Origin of the sequence: Planococcus sp. MSAK28401, assembly GCF_018283455.1 — a bacterium.
In the GTDB taxonomy this organism is placed as follows: Bacteria; Bacillota; Bacilli; order Bacillales_A; family Planococcaceae; genus Planococcus; species Planococcus alpniumensis.
On the sequence record NZ_JAAMTH010000001.1, the window covers coordinates 275,511 to 298,744 of the forward strand.

The following is a 23,234-nucleotide window of genomic DNA, read 5'->3' on the forward strand; positions in this document are numbered from 1 at the left end:
AAATGGCCTTTTGTTAATCTTCTTTATCGAAAAAAATGTGTTTGAGCTCCCAACTATCATTAATTTCAAGCAGCCCGAATGAGTATTGCGGTTCGCGACGTTTATCGGTCGGTGAGCCGGGATTGAATAAAGTCAGGCCGTCCGTTTCACGCATGAGCGGCTGATGGGAATGGCCAAAAACAATGATGTCGACTTTTTCGCCTTCAAAACTATCCAGAGCCCGCTGTTCGGTCGTTTTGCGTATGCCGTCTCCGTGGACAACGCCGATTTTCAAGTCGCCGAACGTGAAAATCTTTTTGCGTCCGAAACGGTCCACGATGTCCCAAGGGTCGACATTGCCTGCCACGCCGTCCGTTTCAGCATAAGCTGATAATTCGTGGTAAACATCGAGTACCTGCCAGTCGCCGGCATGGATGATGAAGTCGGCTCCATCACAGGCGTCGACAAGCGGCTGAGGGAGTTTTTTTCCGCGGTTCGGAATATGCGTATCAGATACGATAACTATTTTCTTCATCAAATCGCCTCCAGAATCATTTTGTTCCACTTTACCAAACTCTGGGGCATACGTCTAAAAGTGGCAAAGGTTAAGGCTGTTGAAAAAGGGGAAGATAAGGTAGAAAGAATAAGTTGGAGGGATCGTTATGGGCATCGACATGAAAAAATTCATCGCATCAGGCGCGGCACTCGGCGCAGGATTGGTCTTGCTAAAGGCTTATAATGGGAAAAAGCGCAATATTTGGGTATACGAAGACAGCGATATGCACAATAGCTACGAAATCGACCATGAGGAAAGTGTTAACGCTCCTTATGACCGTGCGGAAGAGGGGCTAACCCAATTGGATTCGGCTTATCGTTCGGAATGGCAAGCGAATGCTTTCCCGCAAACAAAGAAGCAATTGGAAGAACTCGAATCCTGATTGGGTGAACGACGAAGAAAGCGGCAATAACCAAGGGCTGAAGGAGGCAATTGCGATGGCTGAACGGAAAGTCATTTGTTATATCGCACAAAGTTTGGACGGTTATATCGCCGATCCCGAAGAGACACTGGACTGGCTATTGGATGTGGAAATGGATGGGGATGCGGGGTATCAGCAATTCATCGAAACGGTCGATACCATTTTGCTCGGCAGGCGCACCTATGAATGGGTGGTCTCCCAGGAAAGCGGAGAATTTCCTTATGTCGATCAGCGCTCCTATGTATTCACAAGCCATCCGAAAGAGGACGAAGGCCAGATCAGCTTTACATCGGAAGACCCCGCCAGCATCGTGAGAAAGTTGAAGCAGCAACCCGGGGGCACCATCTGGCCAGTCGGCGGCAGCTTATTGCTGGAGAGTTTATTGCAAGAAGACCTGGTCGATGAATTTATCATTTCCATCGCGCCGGTAACGCTTGGGGACGGCATCCCATTATTTCAAAAAGCGCAGCGGCAATTTGATTTCACATTGAAAAGCGTGGGCCAAGATGGTCAAATCGCACAATTGCATTATACAAGACGAAGAAAGTGAATCGATATATTTTGAGAGAAGGCGGGCGCATAGCTCGTCTTTTTTCGGTTCTGCGCTGGTGGAAGCGAAGTTTTGTAGGTCTAAAGAATCCACTGAACATAGAAAGGCCTACGAGTAGATAGAAAAATTCGAAAACAAAGTAACTCCGTCATATTGTGTTTAATATTTGCCAAAGATATACTTTAAAAGGAATCAATTGTCGATTCTTGTCAAAAAGGAAAAGGAGAGGAAGCATGAAAACACTTAAAGTGCTCTTATTCAGTTTAGCAGCAATTTTCTTTCTAACATTTTCACATTCTGCAGTTTCCGCTCATGCGCCCGATTTACACGAAGGCGTTTCCGGAAGCGAAGTTACAGAGCTCCAAGCCAAACTTCAAAAACTCGGCTATTTTCACGTTGCGCCGACTGGGTATTACGGATCGATCACGAAAGATGCCGTAGTCCAATTCCAACGCGATTTCGGCGTGAAAGCAACCGGCTTTACCGGACCGATGACACGCGAAAAGATGAAGCAAGTCGACATGATGGCACGCACTGTTCACGGTGAAGCCCGCGGGGAAATCTTTGAAGGAAAAGTTGCGGTAGCGGCAGTCATTATGAACCGTGTGCAATCCGGCGCCTTCCCAAGCAGCACATATGGCGTCATTTTCCAGCGCAACGCTTTTACGGCAGTGAATGATGGGCAGTATTGGCTGACGCCAAACGCTTCCGCTTACCGTGCTGTACGGGAAGCGGCGATAGGCTGGGATCCATCTTCCGGCGCGACATACTATTACAACCCGGTCACGGCAACTGATCAGTGGATCTTCACTCGTTCGACCATCAAGAAAATCGGCAAGCATGTCTTTGCCAGATAATAAGAAAAGCCTCCGGAAAAATTCCGGAGGCTTTTTGTTATCCTTTGACCGCACCGGCTGTGATGCCTGCGACGAAGTAGCGCTGCAGGAAGACATAGGCGATGACCATCGGTGCTGAGGCGATGATAACGCCAGTGAACAGCATCGGATAATTGGTGGAATATTGTCCTTGAAACTCAAGTAGTGCGAGCGGCAAGGTTTTGTAGGCGTTGTCCGTGATGAACAGAAGCGGGTACAAAAGGTCATTCCAGTGCATGACGAACAGGAAAATTGCTGTAGCCGAGATGGAGGGCAAGGATAACGGAATCGCCACTTTCGTGAACATCTTCCAATTGCCGGCCCCGTCGATGGTGGACGCTTCGAACAATTCTTTCGGTAAAGTTTTCATAAAGCCGGTCAAGATGAAAACGGCTATCGGCAAAGTCGAGGAAATGTTGACGAGAATCAGCCCAATGAGACTATTCGTCAGCCCCAAATCCAGCATGAGCGAATACAGCGGCACCATGATGACTTGTGCCGGTACCATCATGCCGAGCGTGAACACAGCGAACAGCACATTGCCGATCCAATTATTCATGCGCGTAATGCCGAATGCGACCATCGCGGCGAGCAGCAGAGTGAACGACACCGAGAACAAGGTAACGATGGTGCTATTGAGAAAATAGCCCGCCATCGTTTGTTCCTGGAAAATCGCGACATAATTATCGAACTTAAAGCCGCCGTCAGGCAAGCCGAGCGGGTCGCGGAATGTTTCCTGAAGTGTTTTAACGGACGTCAACAGGACGACCACTAATGGAATCAGGATCAGCAGCGCATAGATGAGCAGTGAGAATTTCCTGAACAGCAAAGTTGCCGCCCCCTTTCTAGTAAGATACGCGGTCTGAGCGCAAGGCTTTGAACTGTAGATACGTAATCAACGCAATGATAACCATGAAAATGATGGAAATCGCAGAAGCGTAGCCGAATTGATAGCTCTTGAATGCAACGTCGTAAATATAAGTCGCGATGATTTCAGTGGAGTTGTTCGGCCCGCCGCCGGTCATGGCGAACACCAAATCGAATGCTTTAAACGATTGGATGGTCGTGTAGGCGACGACGATGGTGGCGGACGGTGCAAGCAGCGGCCAAGTGACGCTTTTGAATGTCTGCCACTTGCTGGCGCCTTCGATTTTTGCCACTTCATACAGTTCCTCTGGAATGGCTTGAAGCCCCGCGACAAAGATGATCAGCATCTGTCCCGCATGGAACCACACTTGCGTGATGGCCAGCGAGTAAATCGCGATATTGGAATTACCGAGCCAGTTTTGTGCAAGGAAATCAAGGCCGATGAGCTCGAGCATTTGATTCAGGATGCCCATCGACGGATCGTAGATGAACGCCCAGATGAACGCGACCGATACCGAAGAAAGGATGGTCGGGAAAAAGTAAAGCGCACGGAGAAATACGTTCGTTTTCGTATTCTTGATGACGATTAGCGCAAAAGCAAGCGCGACAAGCGTCTGGAACACGACGACCGTCAGCATGAACTTCAAGTTATTGCCGATCGTTTTCTGGAAAATCGAATCGCCCGTAAATGCGCGGGTGTAATTGTCGATGCCGACAAACTGGAAGGCGGTACTTAAGCCATCCCAGTCAGTAAAGGAATAAAACAGGGCGCTGATGGTTGGATACAAAAAGAACAAGCTGTAAAGGACAAGCCCCGGAAGAAAGAACAGGTAGATGGATTTGGAGATTCTCATGGACTGGTTATTCCCTGTTTTCTTCTACAATTTGCTGGGCTGCTTCAGCCGCCGCCATTGGATCTTCGCCCCCAAGAACATTTTCAATTGAACTGAGGACTGCATCTTCAATTTGGGCGTTAGTGATCAAAAAGCGCGGCTGGAAGCGCGTATTGCGCTCGTCGATCCAATACGAGGTGTTCTGTAAGGCTTCGGACTCGTATTCGACGTCGTTGACAGTCAAATGCTGCCCCGTTTCATTGGCGTATTTGGAAGCCACTTCCGGCTGGCTCAAATAGTCGATGAACGCTTTTGCCTGGTCTTTCTTATCGGAATTGCTGTTGACGGCCAGCATGAACGTAGCCGTATTGATGCCTTCGTAAGTGGCTTCGCTTTCTTCCACTGTAATTGGCGCGAGCAAGTCGAGTTCAAGGTCCGGGTTCAAGTCGAGCAGGGAATTCATATGGTAAGAACCGGTCGCAAGCATGGCTGCTTCCTCGTTTGCTACCATCGCCATGGCGGAATCCTGGTTGGTGCCGAGGGCATCGTCCTGGATATAGCCTTTGTCCGCGAGAAGTTTAAAGTCTTCCAGCGTCTTGACCCACCATTCATTCGTCAAGGACTCTTCGCCGTTCTGAAGTTTTTGGAAAACCTCTTCATCCGGCGCATTGTTCATCATCATGCTGTTCATAAATTGGTTCGGCCCGATGTCAGCGCCTGGGAAAGCGATCGGCGTGATGTCGTTTTCAAGTAGGGTATCGGCCATTTCCTGGAATTCTGTCCAGCTTTTCGGCACTTCTAGCCCAAGTTCGTCAAACATGCCTTTGTTATAGACGGGCATATTGAAGACCAATTGATAAGGCAAGGCATACTGCGCGTCGTCTTTCTGGCCGACAGCGATCAGGCTTTCGTCAAAATTCGAGACGAATTCTTCTCCGCTCAAGTCTTCAAAAAAGCCGGCGCTTTGGATCGATTCAAATTGTGCGCCTGGGAAAGAAGTGAAAACGTCTCCTGTCGAACCTTCCTGCAGCATGCGTTGTGCCGTTGCCTGGTATTGGTCGGACGGATAGATGTTCTGCTCTACGCGAATATCAGGGTTCGCTTCTTCGAAATCGGCAATGATTTCATCGAGCACGGCTTTGTCTTCTCCGCGCCAGTGCATAAAGCTGATCTGTGTCGCGTCGCCGCTCTCAGAAGAAGTGTCCTCGCCTCCGCTTTCGCCTGCACAAGCGCCGAGTATAAGCCCGAGTCCTACTGTTCCTGTTGCCAGCCAAAGTTTGTTTTTCATTTTCTGATACCCCCTTCGATTTTAAAAACATTCTTCTACTATATTTATAACCCAAATCTTCTTATAAATACAGAATTATCTAAATTAAGCGTTTGCTTTCAGTTGACAGACGGCTCCGAATTCCATAAGATGGTCACAAGCTTTTAATTGCGCGGCAACTTTACAGGACTGCGGAAACAAAGCGCCACATAACAAAACGTTGAATAAGAAAAGTAGCGCATGGATAACTTCTGACAGAGAGCCGGGGACAGCTGGAAACCGGTGGGGCACATGCGTGAATGGACTTATGAGTGGCCATCTGAAAAGAAGGCCCGTCTGCCCCGCGTTACTGGGGTTCAAGTGGAAGCTGAGAGCTTCAAGATGAGGTGGCACCGCGGTCGATCCGTCCTCTGTACGAAATGATCATATTTCGTGCAGGGGGCTTTTTGTATTGAACCGGCGGTGCCCGAAAGAAAGAGGAGTTGAGCCGAGATGAGAAGAGATGTACAGATCAAGAGAGTAGAAGGAGACAGCTTGACGCCGATTATGGTGTTCAACCGCTTGCAAGGGCCATACAAATGCCTGCTGGAAAGCTCGCTGAAAACAAGCGCAAGCGGCCGCTATTCATTTATTGCGGCGGATCCGTCAAAAGCATTTATCGGATTGAAGGACCAGTTGGAAGTGGTCGATTACCGCAGCGGCGAGCGTTCAACAGAACAAGGGCGCCCGCTCGAGCGGATCAAGGAATTGATGCCGAAAGACGATCGCGATATCGAAGGCTTGCCGTTTACCGGTGGAGCAATCGGCTATATCGGCTATGATGCCATCGCGGCGTATGAACCCGTTGAGAGCGCCCGTAAAGATAGCCTGAACATGCCGGATATCCATTTGCAGCTATACGAAACAATCGTCGTGTTCGACCATGTCCGCCATGATGTGACGGTCATCTCGTTTGAAGGGCGTGCAAATGAGATCGCAGAACAGCTTGAGCGGACAGCGGAGAAAGAAATGGGCGACCAGTCGGAAACCTTAAATTTTCATTCTACAACGACGGCTGAACGGTTCCGCGAACAAGTCGAACTGGCCAAACAGGAAATCCGTAAAGGGGAAGTGTTCCAGTTGGTATTGTCGCAGCGTTTGTCTGCGGATTACCAGGGTGATGCTTTCACCTTATATCGGAAACTGCGCAAGCAAAATCCGTCGCCTTACCAATTTTATATCGACTTTGGCGACTATGCCGTCGTTGGCGCTTCGCCTGAAAGCCTATTGACGATCCGTGGCGGCGAGATGGTTACCAATCCCATCGCCGGCACAAGAAAACGTGGCAAGACCGAAGCGGAAGATACAGCGCTTGAGAATGAATTGCTGGGGGATGAAAAAGAGCGCGCAGAGCACCAAATGCTCGTTGACCTCAGCCGCAATGACGTCGGCCGCGTCGCAAAAGTCGGTACGGTCGCGATCCCGAAATACATGGTCATCGAGAAATACCAGCACGTCATGCACATCGTGTCGGAAGTGACCGGTGAACTAGAAGGCGCGATGCACCCGTTAGATGCGCTTGTTTCCTGCCTGCCGGCTGGCACGGTATCCGGCGCCCCGAAAGTGCGTGCGCTGCAGCTCATTCAACAGTTTGAAGAAGAGCGGCGCGGTGTCTACGGCGGCGCTGTCGGTTACCTCGGCTTCAACGGCAATCTCGATGTGGCGCTCGCCATCCGGACATTCGTTGTCAAAGACGGCACTGTCCACGTCCAGGCGGGAGCGGGCATCGTCTTCGATTCCGAACCGCAAGCCGAATATGAGGAAACGCTCCATAAAGCGCGTTCGTTGACGGAGGTGTTCGGATGATTCTATTAATCGATCATTACGATTCATTCACATATAATATCTATCAAGCGATTGCAGGTCTCGGTGAAGAAGTGGAAGTCGTGCGTTACGGTCAGTTGAGCCTGGATGAAATCCGCGGCAAACAAGCGCAAGCAATCGTTCTGTCTCCAGGGCCCGGCCATCCGAGAGATGTACCCGAATCGATCGAGTTGATCCGAGCGCTTCACCGCGATGTGCCGATCCTAGGCATCTGCCTCGGCCAGCAATTGCTCGGGGAAGCATTCGGAGGGCGTGTGACCGAAGCTCCGGTCATTCGTCACGGCAAAGTTTCCGAGCTGTCCCATAGCGGAACGGATTTGTTCGACGGCATGGAAGAGCACGTCCCGGTCATGCGCTATCATTCGCTGGCCATCGAAAAAGCATCCATGCCGGATTGTTTTGACGTGCAGGCGGAAGCGCTGGATGACGGCACCGTCATGGCAATCAAACTTAAAGAGTATCCGGTCTACGGACTGCAGTTCCATCCGGAATCGATCGGGACGCCGGAAGGCACCGATATGATGGCAAGATTTGTGGAACTTGCACGTGAAAGCCGGCTGCACACGCAACAAGCCGATCGTGATTAAACATATGGACATAATAACAGCTGCCCGCTAATGCGGGCAGCTGTTTCTGTTTAGCCTCTAGCAACAGGCATCGTGCAGCAGCGGAAAGCGCCGCCGGATTTGATGATTTCTGAAAAATCGCTTTCGATCACGCGGAAGCCGTGGTCGCGCAGCTGCCGATTGACCTTGGTGTTTTGCGGCTGGCTGAAGACGCGGCGGTCGCCGATTGACAGCACATTCGTGCCGAGTTTGAATTGTTCGTCGGTTTCGACAGCAATCAGCGTATAACGTTCACTTAGCATGTCAATGGACGCTTGCTCCAGCGCTTCCGGATAAATAAGCGCTTCGGTCGGCGATAAAATATTGAAAACGCAATCGAGGTGCAAGTATTTTTCGTTGAGCTGGATAGGGACGATGCGGAAATCGGGCATATGCCGCTGCAATTCTTCAATCGCTTGTTCGGAAGTCCGGCTGCTGATGCCGATAAATACTGTATCCTGATCGACCATGACATCCCCGCCTTCGATGCGGTGGCCTGGCAAATGCTTGAAGCGGACGCCTTTTTCAGCGAGCCAGTTCTGCAGCACCTGTTCTTCTCCTTGGCGGACATTCGCGGCCATCTCGCTGATGAAGACCGTGTCGCCGATCGTAAAGCCAATATCACGTGTAAATACCTGCTCCGGATATTCTTCAGAGGCTTCCAAAAAAGCAGTGTCGACGCCTTCTGCAGCTAGTGCGTCGACAAAGGCAGTATGCTGTCGTAAGGCTTCCGTTACGTCAATGTTTTCATCTTTGTATCGCTTCTGTACATCATTAATAACGTCGCGAATTTCCATGAAACGTGGTGGGCATAGGAGCACGTGGCGCAATGTGTCATATTCGCTGCGGCAATCGGCCGCTGGGACTGGCTTGGCATGTGTAGACATAGTGAGTTCCTCCAAAGAACGTGATTTTACAGTACTATTCCTTTTTCAGACTCTCATAAAACCTGGAAAAAAATTTATTTGAATGTCACTGCAGCCAGTTTTCAGGGAAGTGCTGTTTTTAAAATAGAAAGATCCCCAATAAAAAACGGGCGCTCTATTCAGAGCGCCCGTTAGTCTTAGTCGCGATAAAATACTTTATCAACGTTGTATTTCGCTTTTCCTGTATTGATCAGGTAAGTCTCATAAATTTCGCGTTCCATCGGGTCTTCCACGATGGAAACCGCAATGCGATGGACTTCATCGCGATGGTTTTTCAATGGCGAGACATTATCTTCAAAATGCTTTTTCACGCGCTGGCGCAATTTGCGGGCTTTGCCGACAAACAGCAACTCGCCGCTGTGGTTGAAGAATTGGATAATGCCGCCTTTGTCGCGCGGGATTTCATGCAAGTCAATAAACCCGTATAGCGGTTTAATGACTGCTTCATCGTCTTGAATCTCTTGTTTGCGCTGAGTGATGGTAATGTCAGCTTTCGGTGCTTGAATATTAATCATGTTATCACGTCCTCTATTATCGTAAAGCTAGTCTACCATAGAAATGCCGTGAACGCCATCCGCCTAAGGCTTACAGGCGGTCGAGTTCCTGGGCGATTTCAGCTTCGCCTTGAAGGATCTCAAAGACTTTTCCGTAGGTATTTTTACGATCAACCACTTCAGCGAGTGTGCGTGCTACATCTGCGCGTGGAATCGAGCGGCCTTCAAAGGATTTAAAGCCTTCAGAAGAAGCTTCGATATGATTTGTCTTATCTTCATCAGATAATGGGCCTGGGCGTACAATGGTATAGTCAAGACCGCTCTGTTCAAGAAGGTCGTCCGCTGTGCGCTTAGCTACCAGGTAAGGTTTCATTTCCTCGCCGCCAGCATCCGGGTCATCAGATCCGACTGAGCCGAGCTGAACGAAGCGTTTGACGCCTTTTTGCTTCGCATAGTCAGCTGCTTTGACAGAGCCCCACAGATCGATAGTCAATGTTTTGTCAGCACCTGTTTTCGGGCCTGAACCTGCTGCGAAAATGACTGCATCGACATCATCGAATGCATGGCTGAAGTCTTTTTCCAAGTCGCCAAGGACGATTTTCTTCGCGCCGCGTTTTTCCATTTCTTCGCGCTGCTCTTCTTTGCGAATCATCGCGACCGCGTCATGGCCTTTTTCATTTAGTTCTTCTACAATATTGCGGCCCACTTGGCCATTTGCTCCGATAACTAATACGTTCATCAAAATCCACTCCTAATTTTTTATGTCTGTTCCGTGTTTTCCCGTATCTAGTGCACTTAAACGCCAAAGCTTCCCGCCAAGCTATTCAAATGGCCAGATGAAAGCTAAAATAGAGCAATGGAGGTGCAATAATGGAAATCATTAATTACGAAGTGGAAAAATTGCAAGACCCGACCGGCATCCTAAAAGGTGAACGTTATGAGTATACGATGGCGATCAAAGTGGACGAGGAAGACGAACTATATCGCCCGGGCGGACTTGATTTGCGCCTGATCCTGGCGGTAGAAGACGGCAATGCGCGCATCGCTGATTATCATTTTATCGATAATGACAGTGAGAAGCCGCTTGATTTTGCGTTGGATGAAGAGGAAGAACAGGAAGTTTTGGCTTTTTGCAAAGAGCGTCTCGCTGAATAGATAACGGCTGTAAGACCGAAAAACCCCTACCGATTATGGTAGGGGTTTTTGAAAATTAAAGTTTTACTTCGACTTCAGCTTCTTCACGCAATTCCTCTACACGCGCGAAAGTAGCTTCCTGGTCTTTTTGCTCTTGCAATGATTGGCGGATGGTCGGTTCCATCTCTTCAAAAGCCGGTGCTTCTTCTTCCGAGCTTTCAACGAATTGGTCATAAGCCGCCTGGACTTCTTCATCCGTTACTTCAGGTGAATCGATTTCTTCTTCCATATAGCTTTCGTAGACAAGCTGTTCACGCAATTGCTCTTCCATTTCTTCAAGAGTAAAGCCCGTTTCAGCGAGTGCCTCGTTCATGGCTTCTTCATCCTCGAAGTTAGCTTTCAATTCTTCCATGCGTTCTTCTACGACAGCATCATCGGCTTCGTGGCCTTTTTCCTTGGCATCCTGCAATAGAACAGCGTTTCCAATGACGACAGACATCGCTTCGTCTTCGATCAATTGAAGGTTCTCTTCAGTTGACGGATCCTGTCCTTGTGAAGCCAATGTCGATTCGAACTGGCGGGCGACGCTATTGTACACTTTGCCTTGGATTTCTTCGCCGTTGACAACTGCTACGACGGCGTCTTCTTCAGGAAGGTCAAGTGCCGATTCAGCAGGTGCTGCTTCCTCGGTTCCCGCTGCTTCCTCAGTGCCTTCAGCCTGTTCGGTCTCTGGAGCCGCTGCTTCTTCGTTTGCGGTAGATTCTTCATTATCAGAACATGCGCCGAGCACTAAAGCGAGGGCGAATGGGGCAAAAACAAATGTCATTTTTTTAATCATGTGAAAACTCCTCTTTCGTCAGTCTCGTTAAAGTAAACCACATTTAGGTGAGGGTTTCAAATTGTAGGCCGTGCCCCTTTCAGGAAACGGATTTTTCTGCAATAATAGAGACTATTATTTTGCTTTAACTAAGGTGGATATGCAGGAAATCCAGCTTTAATGGTATCATTATTGATGGCAATACATATTCATTCATTACTATTAAAAATAGATGACGGAGGCGTACATAATGGCGAATTTGGAGAATATCAAAGCACGCAAAACCTTGGATCAAATCCAGCCTTACTCACCAGGCAAGCCGATTTGGGAAGTGCAGGAAGAACTGGGCTTGGAGCGCGTCATTAAGTTGGCGTCCAATGAAAACCCGCTTGGCCCGTCGAAAAAAGCTGTCGCGGCCATCGAACAAGGCGTTCTTGGCTTGAACCGCTACCCGGATGCGGATGCCAGTGATCTGAAAATGGCAATCGCCGAAGAACATGGCGTCGAAAAGAACCAAGTCATTCCGACAAACGGTGCGGACGAGTTGATCACGCTCATCTCGGAAGCGTTTCTCGAACAGGGCGATGAAATCATCGTACCGGATCCATCATTCAGCGAATACGATTTTGGCGCGCATATCATGGGCGCGAAAGTCGTAAAAGTGCCGTTTGCACAAGGCTTCTCATTTGATGTCGATGCCATGATCGCGGCAGTGACCGACAAGACGAAAATTATTTACATCTGCTCGCCAAACAATCCGACCGGCACTTATATGAAGAAACAGCATGTCCAGAAATTATTGGACGCTGTGGGAGACATATTGGTGGTCTTTGACGCGGCGTATAGCCATTACGCGGATGCGGACGATTACACGGACGGCACCGAATTCATTCGCCAAGGCTATCCGTTGTTGACTCTGAAAACCTTCTCGAAAATCTATGGCATCGCCGGAGTGCGCGTCGGTTTCGGCATTGCGGCGGATTCGATCATCACATCGATCCTGAAAGTGAAAGAGCCCTTCAATGTCAATACGCTGGCACAACTCGCTGCGACGGCGGCAGTGACAGACCACGAACACGTGACGCAATCCCGCGAGGCGAATAGCCGCGGGCGCGAGTATCTATATGAAGCATTTGAAGAACTTGGCCTCCCGTATACAAAGAGCATGGCGAACTTTGTATTGGTCAAATTGGGCGATGAAGGAGAAGCGCTTTACCAAGACCTCATGAAAAAAGGTGTTATCGTCCGCTACGGAAAAGGCTGGGGCCTTCCGGAATACGTCAGGGTTTCAGTCGGCACAGAAGAAGAAAACGAATTCTTCGTCCAAGCATTGCGTGAATTGATCCAAAAATAAAGCGTATGGCACGAAGTCTGTGTTTAAAAACCGATTGTCCGGGAGACCTGGGCAATCGGTTTTTTTAGACTTCATCGCTGTTTAATGCAGAGGCGAAGGGGGAAGAGGGGAGGAAACGAACTTAGAAAAGGATGAACGCTATGCTATACGATTGTGCCATTATTGGCGGAGGGCCAGCGGGTTTAAATGCTGCGCTGGTGCTTGGCCGTTCGAGAAAGAATGCAGTATTATTTGATGATGACAATGGGCGCAATTTGGTGACCCGTGAAGCGCATGGGTTCATTACAAGAGACGGCATTTGCCCGGAAGAACTCAAGCGGCTCGGGCATGAGGAGATCCGCAAATACGGAAGCGTCAAAACGGAAAACGAGCGCGTCGTCAATATAGACCGCATTTCCGAGACACATTACGAATTGACGACCAAAAGCGGAAAGGTTTTTCATAGCATCAAAATCATCATCGCGGCGGGATTGAAAGAAGAACTGCCGAATGTGCCGGATATCGAGAAGTTTTACGGCACGACTCTATTCAGCTGCCCCTATTGTGATGGATGGGAAATGCGCGACCAGCCGCTTGCGGTCATTGCCGATAAAAAAGTATTTACTTTAGCGAAGGAAGTCTACACTTGGAGCCGGGACTTGGCGGTCTTCACGAACGGTGAAGGGCGTCTGGAAGAAGAGGAAAAGCAGAAATTGCTTGCCAAGGGAATCAAAGTTTATGAAGATACGATTTCCGGCCTGGAAGGGGAGAACGGCAAGCTGAAAAGCGTCCGGCTGGAAGATGGGACCTTGATCGACCGCAGTGCCGGTTTCGTTACGCCTTTATGGAGCCACGCCACCAATTTCGCCACAGAGCTCGGCTGCAAGCAAAACGAGCACGGCGGGATCTTGACAGATGATTACGGGCGCACGAATGTGTGGAATGTTTATGCGGCAGGAGACGCTTCACTGATCGTTCCGTCGCAGCTCGTCATCGCAGCGGGCGAAGGCAGTGCCGCAGCCATCGGGGTATGCGGGGATTTGATAAACGAATATTTCGATGAAATGTAGGCGCCGTATCAGTTGCATAGTCGCGCGCAGGTGCAGTAGACTTTAGGAAAACAGCCGGGAGGCGAACCGAATGGATCCGAAAAGTTTGCTGTCTTCCATTACGTATGTCGACACGGAACGCTCGATCGTAGCCGGCCAGATGAAAATCATCCACACCGAATACGAAATTCATTTATATGAAGATAAATTGATTGCCTCAACCAAAGAGTTTAATTTGATGCATGTCTGGGATATTTCTTACAAGACCTTCTCCGACGATGCCAATTTATTGTATTTACACACGCACCGCGGCGTCTTGACTTATAAAGTGCCAAGAGACCCCGACCGTTTCGTCAAGACTTTCAAAAAACTGAAAAACGCCAATTATTGAGAAGCCGGAATTTCTGGCTTCTTTTTTTTTCGAGTAGAATGGGAAAAAAGGGGGAATGGATATGGGAAACGAATACGCAGTTGGATGGGGAACACTTGCGCTGATCAATGCAGGTCTGGCTCAAGGCAAAAATCGGAGCGGCCTCATGTGGTTTCTGGCGTCGCTCCTTTTGGGCCCCATTGCAACATTAGCACTGGTGATACTTGAAAAATTACCGGAAGGGAGCACACATGATGATTAAACCGATCAAGCTCGCTGAACGCTTTACCGATTACGTCAATGAACAGAATGTCGACGGGGTTCTTTCCGTCACGGACCATAATGTTGAATTGATCAGTCCCGGAAAATCAGCCGCAGGCCACGAAATGCTTGCCGAATGGGTGAAAGGGTCTGGCATGCAGTTGGAGACGCTCAACAAATTCGCCAAAGGCAATCGGGTCATCTTCGAACAGCTCGCCAAAAAACAAGGCGAGCCGGGAGAATCCCACATCTTCCATTATTTTGAGATGGACGATAATAAAATCCATCGCATTGGGCGCTTTGATGAACGGGATGAAGCTTTCGGGGAAAGCGGGTTGAACGAGAGCGATCAAGTGAAGTGAAAAGAAGTTTTGAGTGCAATAATTCGGATGTATACGAAAAGTAGCCAAGGCCCTCCCACCGGTTCCTGTTGGAATTTAGGGGAGGGTCTTCTTATTGGTTTTATTATTATTAATGATAATAATTATCGTTTAAGAAGCCTGTGAAAACGCATTAATTGATATGTATTCTCAATTAAAAATAGTTATTCTCAATTACTTGGTTCGGCTGTAAAGTTATGCTATGATATCTACATTAGAATAATTATAAATAAGAAACTTGAGAATTTGGGAGGTGTGGGCATGAGCACCCAGTACAAACCTGCGATCCACTTTCAGCACGTGGATTATCGCATTGGAGACATAGAAATCTTAAACGATATTACCGGTTCATTTCCACAAGGCCGCATCACCACTCTAGTGGGGCCTTCTGGCGCCGGGAAGTCGACGCTGCTGAAATTATGCAATGGCCTTATATCGCCGGCGAACGGAGAAATTTTCGTGAAAGATAAAGCGATTGGCGAATACGATCCGGTGGAACTGCGCCGGATGGTCGGGATGGCGTTGCAGAGCGCGCCGATGATTAGGGGCACTGTCTACGAGAACTTGAATTTGCCTTTGGAATTGCAAGGGCAGCAATTGGCGAAAGAACAGGCTGTTGAATTGCTCGAGGATGTCGGTTTGAAAGGTGATTTGCTGGACCGTAAAGTAAAAGAGCTGTCAGGTGGGCAGCGCCAGAAAGTTTCCATCGCGAGAACGCTTGTCAACAAGCCGGAGATTCTCTTGATGGATGAAATCACTTCTTCGCTCGACCGCGCTTCAAAGCTTGAAGTGGAGGAATTAATCAGCAAAATCAACCGGAAATACAACACGACAATCATTTGGATTACCCATAATCTCCAGCAGGCACTCGAAATCGGTGATTACACATGGGTCATGATGGATGGCCAAGTGGTAGAAACCGGCGAGAGTTCACTGCTTGAAGATCCGCAAAATGGCCGTGTTGAAGAGTTCGTGAAAGGGGTGGTGTCATGAGTTATTGGGCTTTATCACTGACGCTCATTTTTGTCCTCATCCCGCTATTATTATCGAAAACCTTAAATTTGGGGCTCGGCCGCGATATGACGGTCGCAACAATCCGTTCGATCATCCAGCTGCTCGCTGTCGGATATGTCTTGAAATTTGTCTTCGACTCCGAAAGCCTGCTTTACATCTTCTTGATGGTGGCACTGATGATCGTTGCAGCCACCCATAACGCACAGAAAAAAGGCGCAGCCATCCAGGGGATTACGTGGAAAATTGCTGTTACCTTGATCTTTGTGGAAGTATTGACGCAAGGAATCCTGATCGGCTTTAATATTACACCGGCTACGGCGCAATACATCATTCCCATCAGCGGCATGGTGGTCGGGAACTCGATGGTGCTGTCGATTCTCTTCTTAAACCGTTTCACCGCGGAAGTCGAAGACCATCAAGATCAGACCGAATTGATCCTATCGCTCGGTGGAACGCCGAAACAGGCCATTCACCGCCAATTGATCAATTCGATCAAGGCAAGCATGATTCCGACGATCGAAAGCCAGAAAACGGTCGGACTCGTCCAACTGCCAGGCATGATGAGCGGGCAGATCATCGCCGGGGCAGACCCGATACAAGCTGTGCAATTCCAGTTGCTCATTATGTTCCTGTTATTGACGACAGCTGCAGTAACGAGCGTTTTCCTCGGATACTTATCCTATCCAACCTTGTTCAATAAACGCATGCAATTATTAAAAGGCTGACGCTATGTCAGCCTTTTTATCGTGTGCAAATTCAGTTGGCGGTGCCCGGATAAAAGCTGTCGATTTCAAAGCGTCCCGAGCCGGGCAGGCTTTCGAGCAGATCCGGGCCAAACAATGCGGCTGGCGTCCAACTGCCGCCTGGGTAGTCGCCTGACAGTAAGCGTTGTGTCACTTCGAGCGCTCCGTAAACGGTCAGATCATAGACGTTTGCGGTATCGATCCGGCACGTTTTAACCACGCCGTCTGCATTTGTAGCTTGTCCCCAAATGTGCGCAGCGCTTCCGGCACGCTCTTGCTGGTCTGGCCCTTTCACGGTGCGATCAATCCATTTTAACAACGCTTGCTTCACTTTTTCAGAAGACAGTACTGGGCTCGCCATATTCAAGAGCCGTGCCGCTTTGGCAGCGGGTTTCGGTGTCGGAATCCACGCCGTGATATTGGGGATGCCGGTGGTGTAATAAGCAGTAGCCACATCACCCCAGGGAATCGCCATGGCGGATTTTTGGCCGCGTCCGAAATCGATCATCCGCTGGTGTTTGCCGATCGCGACAGCGGTCAGCTGCCCATCTTTGCGGATGATATTGCCTCCGCCGAGCCCTTCGACCATCGTCTTCATCGTGCCGGGAGAGATGCCAGAATCCGAATCGAAACCAAGTGAGAGCTCGACGGCATCGGGCAACGCTTGTTTCAGCTTTAAGGCAGTGCAGTCAGTCGGGATGACGTCAAAGCCTACGCCAGAACATAAAATGATATTTTTCTTTTGCGCTTCTTCGTGCAAAGAGTGGGTATGTTCGAACACACTTATCTCCCCAGTGATGTCGAGATAATGGGCATCGGCTTCCAAGCAGGCGTGGATCATCGGTTTGCTGGTCTTCTCGAAAGGTCCTGCGCAATGCAAGACGAGATCGATGCCCTCCAAATGTCTAGCTGTTTGATTATTCAATTCGAAAATGCGGAATTCCAAGCCAAGTTCTTTGGCAATCGGCTGTACTTTTTCCTTGCTGCGCCCAGCCAAGACAGGCCGCAATCCGCGTTCGACTGCTTCTTGTGCAATCAATTTTCCTGTATAGCCTGTCGCTCCATACAATAGCCATGTAGTCATTGTTTTGGTCTCCTCGTTATTTGGCGTCTTTCTTGTGTTCTTCAATAAGCAGGAAATTCCTGTCTCTTTCTTGAAACTAATAAGAACAACTTTCCATTTTAAATGCGAACAAATGTTTGATTTTAGCAGCGGCAGTCAGGTAAAATGAAGGAAACGAGCTGAAGGAGGAATTTTCGATGAAAAGTATTCATTTGATTCCATACCGCGTTGAACAAGTGACGGCCGCGCCGCCGCGTATTCCGGAAGGCGTGCGCATGATCCAGGCACCTGAAGTATGGGAGAGCGCCGAACATGGCAAAGGCAATGTAGTGGCCGTATTGGATACAGGCTGCCAGACCGATCATCCTGATTTGGCAGAACGCATCGTGGACGGCCGCAACTTCACGCATGATGATGGAGGGGATCCTGAACGATTCGAGGATTATAACGGGCATGGCACCCACGTCGCCGGGACGGTCGCCGCTTCTTTAAGAGCCGAAGAAGGAGTAGTCGGCGTAGCGCCGCTCGCAGATCTGCTCGTTGTCAAAGTGCTCGATAAACAAGGCAGTGGCAGCTATGAAGGCATCATTGCGGGCATTCATTATGCCATCGATTGGCGCGGTCCGGAAGGGCAAAAGACGACGGTCATTTCGATGTCGCTTGGCGGACCTGAAGATCATCCCGAATTGTACGAAGCCGTGAAACGGGCGGTTGATGCCGGAATTCCGGTCATCTGTGCAGCTGGCAATGAAGGAGACGATGCTCACGATACCGATGAATTCGCCTATCCGGGCGCGTACGGCGAAGTCATTCAAGTCGGCGCTGTCGATTTCGACCGGCGCATCGCCCCGTTCAGTAATACCAATAACGAAATCGACTTGGTGGCGCCGGGCATCAATATCTATTCGACCTACTTGGAAGGGAAATATGCAAGTTTATCCGGCACTTCGATGGCAACGCCGCATGTGTCGGGAGCCTTGGCATTAATCCGCAACATTTCCGAGCGCGAGTTCGACCGGGAGCTGACAGAGGCGGAATTGTATGCGCAGCTTGTCCGGCGCACCGTTCCGATCGGCTATCCGAAGACGGCGGAAGGCAATGGCTTGCTGGCGCTCGATATCCTCAATAAATTCGAGCAATTATTCAAGATTCTCAGCAATTCTTACGGCAATGGCTTGGAGCGATAACTACAAGCATTCAAAAACCCCCAGACAAAAAGTCTGGGGGTTTCTTGCAGTTAATCCGTCATTAATTTATCCGTTTTCCGCTGCTCTTCAATCCACCAATCAATATGGTTTTCGTCGAACAGGATCATATCGCCATAAGGCCGGGCATGCGGAATTGTTCGTTTCGACAGGAGTTGCTGAATCTGCTCCTCTGTCATGGGGCAACTTCGCTGCTCCAGATATTCGAGCAATTTCGGTATTCCCTGGATCTTCCCCATTTAATCACCTCCCACAAAATCCTCCTTGCAGAAGCAAAGAAAATTCAGTACGAGTTATTAAACGGTTTGCTGAAGATTCTATTCCCATATTTTCTAGAGGTTAATCCTAAAAACTGAAAAACTTTTAAAGCGCAAAGTGGAACGCGGGCAAACTCCTCCCGCTCGAAGCGCGAATATGTTAGAATTTCCCCATATGTTAAAAACTATGTAAGGCAGTAAAAGTGCTTTTAAGAAGAGAAGGTGCAGATAGATGAAAGTCGGAATAGATGCGGGCGGGACGCTGATCAAAGTGGCCTATACCGATGGGGGCCCGATTCATTTTGCGAAATACCCGATTGCTGAAATCGGTTTGGTAGCGGAGTGGATCAACGGGCTTTCGGCTAGTGAAGTATGTGTGACCGGCGGCAAATCAGGTGTGCTTGCATCTTTGCTGGACAACTCTGTCCAGGAAATGGTGGAATTTGAAGCGACTCATTTGGGCGTCCAAGTCTTGCTTGAACGCATGGGGCTCCACGAGGAAGCTTATTTGGTCACCAATGTCGGAACCGGCACGTCGATCCATTGTGTGCAGGACAATACACAGGAGCGTCTCGGCGGCACGGGAATCGGGGGCGGTACGCTGGTCGGTCTCAGCCATTTATTGACGGGGATCACCAGCTTCGATGAAATCGTTGAACACGCCAAGCGAGGATCGCGTGAACGCATCGATTTAAAAGTGAAGCATATCTATGAGGGCAAAGAGCCGCCGATTTCGGGTGAGTTGACTGCCAGTAATTTTGGGCAGGATCTGTTTTCCATTTCAAATGAGTTGTCGAAAGAAGAATTGCTTGCGACAGTTATCGGCCTGGTCGGGGAGACGGTCAGTACGATCAGTGTTCATGCAGCGCGCCAATGCCGCAGCTCGACGATTGTCTATATCGGGTCTTCCTTCAGCGACAACGCCCTGTTGAAAGAAGTTGTCACCAGCTACACCATTCTGCGCGGCTCGACGCCGTTGTTCCCGGATAACGGCGAATATTCCGGCGCAGTCGGTGCTTTATCTGTTTTGGAATAAAAAAGAGCATCAGCCTTGATGCTCTTTTTCTTCGTTATCGATCGATGATTTCCAGCTTTTCGCGAATGTCGGTGCGCGCTTGTTTTTCCGGCACGTGGGCAGGGTAACCCATCATCATGGTCGCGACGATTTTTTCGCCTGGTTCGACCCCGATGGCCTCACGGAAGACGGGGTTGTAAATCCAGTCGTTCGAGCGCCAAATCATGCCGATGCCGCGCTGCCAAGCAGCTAGTTGGAAATTTTGCAGCATGGAACTAAGCGCGCCGTAATCTTCGTCGAAGCGTCGTTGCCGCGGGTCGACTGGCATGATGGCGACCAAATGGAGCGGGATGTCGCGGAAGTACTGGGCTTTATTGAGCGCTTTCTGCGGAATGTCGCCGTCCGGTGTTTTCATCGAATCGAGAAATGCCTGGACGAATTTTTCTTTGCCAGCGCCGGCATACAGCTGAAAGCGCCAAGGTTCATTCACTTTATGGTTAGGTGCCCATTTGGCGATATTCAGCAAGTCGATGATTTCTTCGATGTCGACAGCGTCTGGTTTGAATTTTTTGATCGATCTTCTTTCCATGATCAATTGATCAATCGGATTCATCAAGTTGAACCTCTCCTATCCTTTAAATGCTTTCGGTTAAATCCTACCACGAATGGCTAAAATCGTGTTGAAAATGACATATTGACCGCCTAGAATTGTGCAGCTTCTTGATAAAATGTAAATAGAAGCAATAGGCTGATTAAATTAATTACGATTATTACTATATTGGAAAACAGGGAATTATATAAGCAAGGAGTGATTCGAATGAAGAAAGCCGTGGTTATCGGCGGAGGGATTACAGGCCTTTCCGCCATGCATTATTTAGAGCGGATGAAAAAGCAGCACGGGCTCGAGTTGGAATTGGAACTGGTTGAAAAACAGGAGGAACTGGGCGGCAAAATTCGCACTGTGAAGCAAGAGGGCTTTACGATGGAGGTAGGGGCGGATTCCATCGTCGCGAGACATGCCAGCGTATTGCCGCTTGTTGAAGAGCTTGGGCTCGAAGAACAGATGGTCTACAATGGGACCGGCATTTCTTATTTGTATACTGACAATCAATTGCATGCCATCCCGAAAGATACAGTATTCGGCATCCCGATGGACCGTGGAGCGCTGTTCAGTTCAACGCTCGTGTCGGAACAGGGGAAAGAACGGGCGATGGAAGACTTTGAAACCGTAAACGACCGTTTTACGAAAGATAGCTCAATTGGCGAATTCCTGGAAGCGTTTCTCGGCAAAGAATTAGTGGAACGCCAGATTGCGCCTGTCTTATCGGGCGTCTATTCGGGTTCATTGCGTGAACTCACCTTAGCTTCAACCTTGCCGTATTTAATCGATTATAAAAATGATTACGGCAGCATCATCAAAGGGTTCGAAGCGCATAAGGAAACATTCCAAGGGGCAGCGAACAAGAAATTCATTTCATTCGACGGGGGGATGGCGGCCTTGATCGACCGTCTCGAAGAACAGTTGGAAACGGCGCTTGTCCGAAAAGGCGTCGAGACGAACTCGTTGGAGAAGCGAGACGGGCGCTATAAGCTGGGCTTCTCGGATGGCACATCAAGCGAGGCGGATTTCATCGTGCTGGCGATTCCACATCAGCAAGCCCAAGCATTGGTGAAGGACGACACGCTTGATGAGGAATTTGGCCAATTGATCAACTCGTCGTTGATCAGCGTTTATCTGGGCTATGATTTACCGGACGAACAATTACCGGCGGATGGCACTGGTTTTATCGTGTCGGAAGGCAGCGACCTGGCGTGCAATGCTTGCACTTGGACGAGCCGCAAATGGCCACATACCTCGGCGCAGCAAAAATTATTGGTGCGTTTGTTCTATAAGAGCACAAACCCGGTATTTGCTGAACTGCAAAACAGCTCCGAAGAACAGATCGCAGCTATAGCGAAAGCGGATATCCAAAAAAGCCTGGGCATCCAGCAGCAGCCTGCTGTCATCGGCATTACGCCGTGGAATGAGCTCATGCCGAATTACCATATGGGGCATAAAACCGCGGTTCTATCCCTTGAAGCGCGGCTATCCGGCGCTTATCCGGGCGTCTATCTGGCCGGCTCTTCCTATTACGGTGTCGGCATCGGCGCCTGCATCCAAAACGGCAAAGACTTGGCGCAGAAAATTACACAAGCGATGAGTGAAAGATAGAAAAACAATCTTATTAACACGCAAAAAAGCTCCGGAAAAATTCCGGAGCTTTTTTATATACTGCATTATTTCATGGCGTTAAGGCGTTTGTAGCTGTCGAAATGCTTGCCCCAATAACTGTCGTTGAGGCTGGTAATTTGGACACGGTCCCCGCCGGCATGGATGAAGCTATTGTTGCCGACATAGATGCCGACATGGGAAATTCCTGGACGGTACGTATTTTTAAAGAATACCAGGTCTCCAAGTTGTGGCGAACTGACCGTAAACGAACTTGCGTAATAGCCGATCGTGTTCGTGCGCGGGATCGTGATGCCTGCGCGGTTATAGACGTAGTACAAATAGCCGCTGCAGTCGAAGCCGCTTGAAGTCGCGCCGCCCCATACATAAGGCACCCCAAGTTGTGTGCGTGCGATCGAGAGCACTTGGTCCACTTTTGAAGAGGAAACCGGATTGGAAACTTGGACAGGCGAAGTGACAGGTGCCGTGCCTCCTTGGATTTTCAGCGTTTGGCCGACGTGGATCGTGGAGTTGCTCAAATTGTTCCAACTCATCAATTGTGTAACGGAGACGTTATAGCTTCTGGAAATTTTACTGAGCGTGTCGCCTGAGACAACCCGGTATGTAGAGGTGTTCACTTGTGCTGGCGGTGCGGCTGGAGCAGGTTTAGGCGAAGCGACGACTGCTGATGCCGTGCCGCTGACTTTCAGCTTCTGGCCGATATGGATGGTAGAGTTGCTCAAATTGTTCAATTGCTGGATTTTTACGACAGACGTGGAATGTGCATTGGCAACTTTATAAAGAGTATCACCGGCTTTGACGGTATAAGTGCTGGTTTTAGTGGCAGCTGGTGCGACCGGTGCCGGAGTGCTCACTGTAGCTGGTGACGTCAAGCGCAGCACTTGATTTGGATAGATGGCATCCGTGCTCAGGCGGTTCCATGATTTCAAGTTGGCGACAGATACATCATTGCTTGAAGCCACTTTCCATAATGTATCGCCTGGTTTAATTTTATACGAACTTGCTTCTGTATCCGCAGCCCCAAGTGCTAAAGATAGGACTCCTGCCGTGATTGCCATGCCGATCAGCTTCTTCATGCTCATTCCCCTTTTGGTTTCCGCAACGTAACTTGCGTACGCAATTTTCTT

General features: G+C 49.3%; 28 protein-coding genes and 1 other annotated feature. Of the genes, 16 read left to right on the top strand and 12 right to left on the bottom strand.

From position 1 onward, the window contains the following. Positions 1–13 precede the first annotated feature (13 nt). Positions 14–514: a metallophosphoesterase family protein gene (locus G3255_RS01510; protein WP_211652970.1), complete on the bottom strand. Its 501-nt coding sequence runs from the start codon at positions 512–514 to the stop codon at positions 14–16. A 127-nt stretch (positions 515–641) separates the two neighbouring features. Between G3255_RS01510 and G3255_RS01515 the strand changes: the two genes are divergently transcribed. The 3 genes from G3255_RS01515 to G3255_RS01525 all read left to right on the top strand — a co-directional run bounded on the left by G3255_RS01515 (position 642) and on the right by G3255_RS01525 (position 2,363). After that, positions 642–917, top strand: coding sequence for a hypothetical protein (locus G3255_RS01515; RefSeq protein WP_249222038.1), 276 nt, complete (start codon positions 642–644; stop codon positions 915–917). A 55-nt stretch (positions 918–972) separates the two neighbouring features. Continuing rightward, positions 973–1,506 carry a dihydrofolate reductase family protein gene (locus G3255_RS01520; RefSeq protein ID WP_211652971.1) on the top strand — a complete coding sequence of 178 codons (534 nt, stop codon included), beginning with the start codon at positions 973–975 and terminating at the stop codon, positions 1,504–1,506. Between the two features lie 233 nt (positions 1,507–1,739). Further along, positions 1,740–2,363 carry a cell wall hydrolase gene (locus tag G3255_RS01525; protein WP_211652972.1) on the top strand — a complete coding sequence of 208 codons (624 nt, stop codon included), beginning with the start codon at positions 1,740–1,742 and terminating at the stop codon, positions 2,361–2,363. 37 nt (positions 2,364–2,400) lie between these two features. Here the strand turns inward: G3255_RS01525 and G3255_RS01530 are convergent, their stop codons facing one another. Genes G3255_RS01530 through G3255_RS01540 form a run of 3 tightly spaced genes read right to left on the bottom strand, consistent with a single transcriptional unit; the run spans position 2,401 to position 5,369 of the window. Next, on the bottom strand, positions 2,401–3,210 hold the full coding sequence (locus G3255_RS01530) for a carbohydrate ABC transporter permease (protein WP_211652973.1): 810 nt from the start codon (positions 3,208–3,210) through the stop codon (positions 2,401–2,403). A gap of 16 nt (positions 3,211–3,226) precedes the next feature. Next, entirely contained in the window at positions 3,227–4,102 is an 876-nt protein-coding gene (locus G3255_RS01535; protein ID WP_211652974.1) for a carbohydrate ABC transporter permease, read from the bottom strand. Positions 4,103–4,109: 7 nt separating this feature from the next. Continuing rightward, a complete protein-coding gene (locus G3255_RS01540) occupies positions 4,110–5,369 on the bottom strand; it encodes an ABC transporter substrate-binding protein (RefSeq protein WP_211652975.1) in 1,260 nt (419 codons plus the stop codon). A 190-nt stretch (positions 5,370–5,559) separates the two neighbouring features. Next, positions 5,560–5,762, top strand: a binding site (T-box leader). Between the two features lie 78 nt (positions 5,763–5,840). Between G3255_RS01540 and trpE the strand changes: the two genes are divergently transcribed. Continuing rightward, on the top strand, positions 5,841–7,193 hold the full coding sequence (trpE, locus tag G3255_RS01545; RefSeq protein ID WP_211652976.1) for an anthranilate synthase component I: 1,353 nt from the start codon (positions 5,841–5,843) through the stop codon (positions 7,191–7,193). Beyond that, a complete protein-coding gene (locus G3255_RS01550; RefSeq protein ID WP_211652977.1) occupies positions 7,190–7,798 on the top strand; it encodes an anthranilate synthase component II in 609 nt (202 codons plus the stop codon). Before trpE ends, G3255_RS01550 begins: the two co-directional genes overlap by 4 nt. A gap of 50 nt (positions 7,799–7,848) precedes the next feature. Here G3255_RS01550 and G3255_RS01555 read toward each other — a convergent pair whose 3' ends face one another. From G3255_RS01555 to G3255_RS01565, 3 genes are all read right to left on the bottom strand, one after another. Then, positions 7,849–8,703, bottom strand: a complete 855-nt coding sequence (locus G3255_RS01555; RefSeq protein ID WP_211652978.1) for a dimethylarginine dimethylaminohydrolase family protein — start codon at positions 8,701–8,703, stop codon at positions 7,849–7,851. A gap of 176 nt (positions 8,704–8,879) precedes the next feature. Beyond that, complete coding sequence (locus G3255_RS01560; protein WP_211652979.1) at positions 8,880–9,257, bottom strand: nucleotide excision repair endonuclease; 378 nt, start codon at positions 9,255–9,257, stop codon at positions 8,880–8,882. 70 nt (positions 9,258–9,327) lie between these two features. Continuing rightward, the gene (locus tag G3255_RS01565) at positions 9,328–9,975 is read right to left on the bottom strand and encodes an SDR family oxidoreductase (protein WP_211652980.1); all 648 of its coding nucleotides are present in this window, start codon (positions 9,973–9,975) and stop codon (positions 9,328–9,330) included. A 131-nt stretch (positions 9,976–10,106) separates the two neighbouring features. Between G3255_RS01565 and G3255_RS01570 the strand changes: the two genes are divergently transcribed. Continuing rightward, the gene (locus G3255_RS01570) at positions 10,107–10,391 is read left to right on the top strand and encodes a DUF6509 family protein (protein WP_211652981.1); all 285 of its coding nucleotides are present in this window, start codon (positions 10,107–10,109) and stop codon (positions 10,389–10,391) included. Between the two features lie 55 nt (positions 10,392–10,446). Here the strand turns inward: G3255_RS01570 and G3255_RS01575 are convergent, their stop codons facing one another. Next, positions 10,447–11,208: a SurA N-terminal domain-containing protein gene (locus G3255_RS01575; protein WP_211652982.1), complete on the bottom strand. Its 762-nt coding sequence runs from the start codon at positions 11,206–11,208 to the stop codon at positions 10,447–10,449. Positions 11,209–11,437: 229 nt separating this feature from the next. On the opposite strand from G3255_RS01575, the gene hisC reads away from it, so the two are divergent. The 7 genes from hisC to G3255_RS01610 all read left to right on the top strand — a co-directional run bounded on the left by hisC (position 11,438) and on the right by G3255_RS01610 (position 16,319). Beyond that, a complete protein-coding gene (gene hisC / locus G3255_RS01580) occupies positions 11,438–12,541 on the top strand; it encodes a histidinol-phosphate transaminase (RefSeq protein ID WP_211652983.1) in 1,104 nt (367 codons plus the stop codon). 140 nt (positions 12,542–12,681) lie between these two features. Beyond that, positions 12,682–13,590, top strand: a complete 909-nt coding sequence (locus G3255_RS01585) for an NAD(P)/FAD-dependent oxidoreductase (RefSeq protein ID WP_211652984.1) — start codon at positions 12,682–12,684, stop codon at positions 13,588–13,590. 70 nt (positions 13,591–13,660) lie between these two features. Continuing rightward, on the top strand, positions 13,661–13,960 hold the full coding sequence (locus G3255_RS01590; protein ID WP_211652985.1) for a hypothetical protein: 300 nt from the start codon (positions 13,661–13,663) through the stop codon (positions 13,958–13,960). Between the two features lie 61 nt (positions 13,961–14,021). Next, a complete protein-coding gene (locus G3255_RS01595; protein WP_211652986.1) occupies positions 14,022–14,201 on the top strand; it encodes a hypothetical protein in 180 nt (59 codons plus the stop codon). Next, positions 14,191–14,562 carry a nuclear transport factor 2-like protein gene (locus tag G3255_RS01600; RefSeq protein ID WP_211652987.1) on the top strand — a complete coding sequence of 124 codons (372 nt, stop codon included), beginning with the start codon at positions 14,191–14,193 and terminating at the stop codon, positions 14,560–14,562. The genes G3255_RS01595 and G3255_RS01600 overlap by 11 nt, the downstream gene beginning before the upstream one ends. A gap of 279 nt (positions 14,563–14,841) precedes the next feature. Continuing rightward, on the top strand, positions 14,842–15,573 hold the full coding sequence (locus G3255_RS01605) for an ABC transporter ATP-binding protein (protein ID WP_211652988.1): 732 nt from the start codon (positions 14,842–14,844) through the stop codon (positions 15,571–15,573). Then, positions 15,570–16,319: an ABC transporter permease gene (locus G3255_RS01610; RefSeq protein ID WP_211652989.1), complete on the top strand. Its 750-nt coding sequence runs from the start codon at positions 15,570–15,572 to the stop codon at positions 16,317–16,319. Before G3255_RS01605 ends, G3255_RS01610 begins: the two co-directional genes overlap by 4 nt. Positions 16,320–16,350: 31 nt before the next feature. Here the strand turns inward: G3255_RS01610 and G3255_RS01615 are convergent, their stop codons facing one another. After that, a complete protein-coding gene (locus G3255_RS01615; RefSeq protein WP_211652990.1) occupies positions 16,351–17,421 on the bottom strand; it encodes a saccharopine dehydrogenase family protein in 1,071 nt (356 codons plus the stop codon). A gap of 176 nt (positions 17,422–17,597) precedes the next feature. On the opposite strand from G3255_RS01615, the gene G3255_RS01620 reads away from it, so the two are divergent. After that, positions 17,598–18,587: a S8 family peptidase gene (locus G3255_RS01620; protein ID WP_211652991.1), complete on the top strand. Its 990-nt coding sequence runs from the start codon at positions 17,598–17,600 to the stop codon at positions 18,585–18,587. Positions 18,588–18,637: 50 nt separating this feature from the next. Here the strand turns inward: G3255_RS01620 and G3255_RS01625 are convergent, their stop codons facing one another. Continuing rightward, positions 18,638–18,844 (bottom strand): hypothetical protein, encoded by a 207-nt coding sequence (locus G3255_RS01625; protein ID WP_211652992.1) that lies wholly within the window; start codon positions 18,842–18,844, stop codon positions 18,638–18,640. Between the two features lie 250 nt (positions 18,845–19,094). On the opposite strand from G3255_RS01625, the gene coaW reads away from it, so the two are divergent. Next, a complete protein-coding gene (gene coaW, locus G3255_RS01630; protein ID WP_211652993.1) occupies positions 19,095–19,898 on the top strand; it encodes a type II pantothenate kinase in 804 nt (267 codons plus the stop codon). A gap of 34 nt (positions 19,899–19,932) precedes the next feature. On the opposite strand, the gene G3255_RS01635 is transcribed toward coaW, so the two are convergent. Next, positions 19,933–20,490, bottom strand: coding sequence for a nitroreductase family protein (locus G3255_RS01635; protein ID WP_211655724.1), 558 nt, complete (start codon positions 20,488–20,490; stop codon positions 19,933–19,935). A 204-nt stretch (positions 20,491–20,694) separates the two neighbouring features. On the opposite strand from G3255_RS01635, the gene G3255_RS01640 reads away from it, so the two are divergent. Then, positions 20,695–22,089 carry a protoporphyrinogen oxidase gene (locus G3255_RS01640; RefSeq protein ID WP_211652994.1) on the top strand — a complete coding sequence of 465 codons (1,395 nt, stop codon included), beginning with the start codon at positions 20,695–20,697 and terminating at the stop codon, positions 22,087–22,089. Between the two features lie 65 nt (positions 22,090–22,154). On the opposite strand, the gene G3255_RS01645 is transcribed toward G3255_RS01640, so the two are convergent. Beyond that, positions 22,155–23,183, bottom strand: coding sequence for a C40 family peptidase (locus G3255_RS01645; RefSeq protein ID WP_211652995.1), 1,029 nt, complete (start codon positions 23,181–23,183; stop codon positions 22,155–22,157). Positions 23,184–23,234 lie beyond the last annotated feature (51 nt).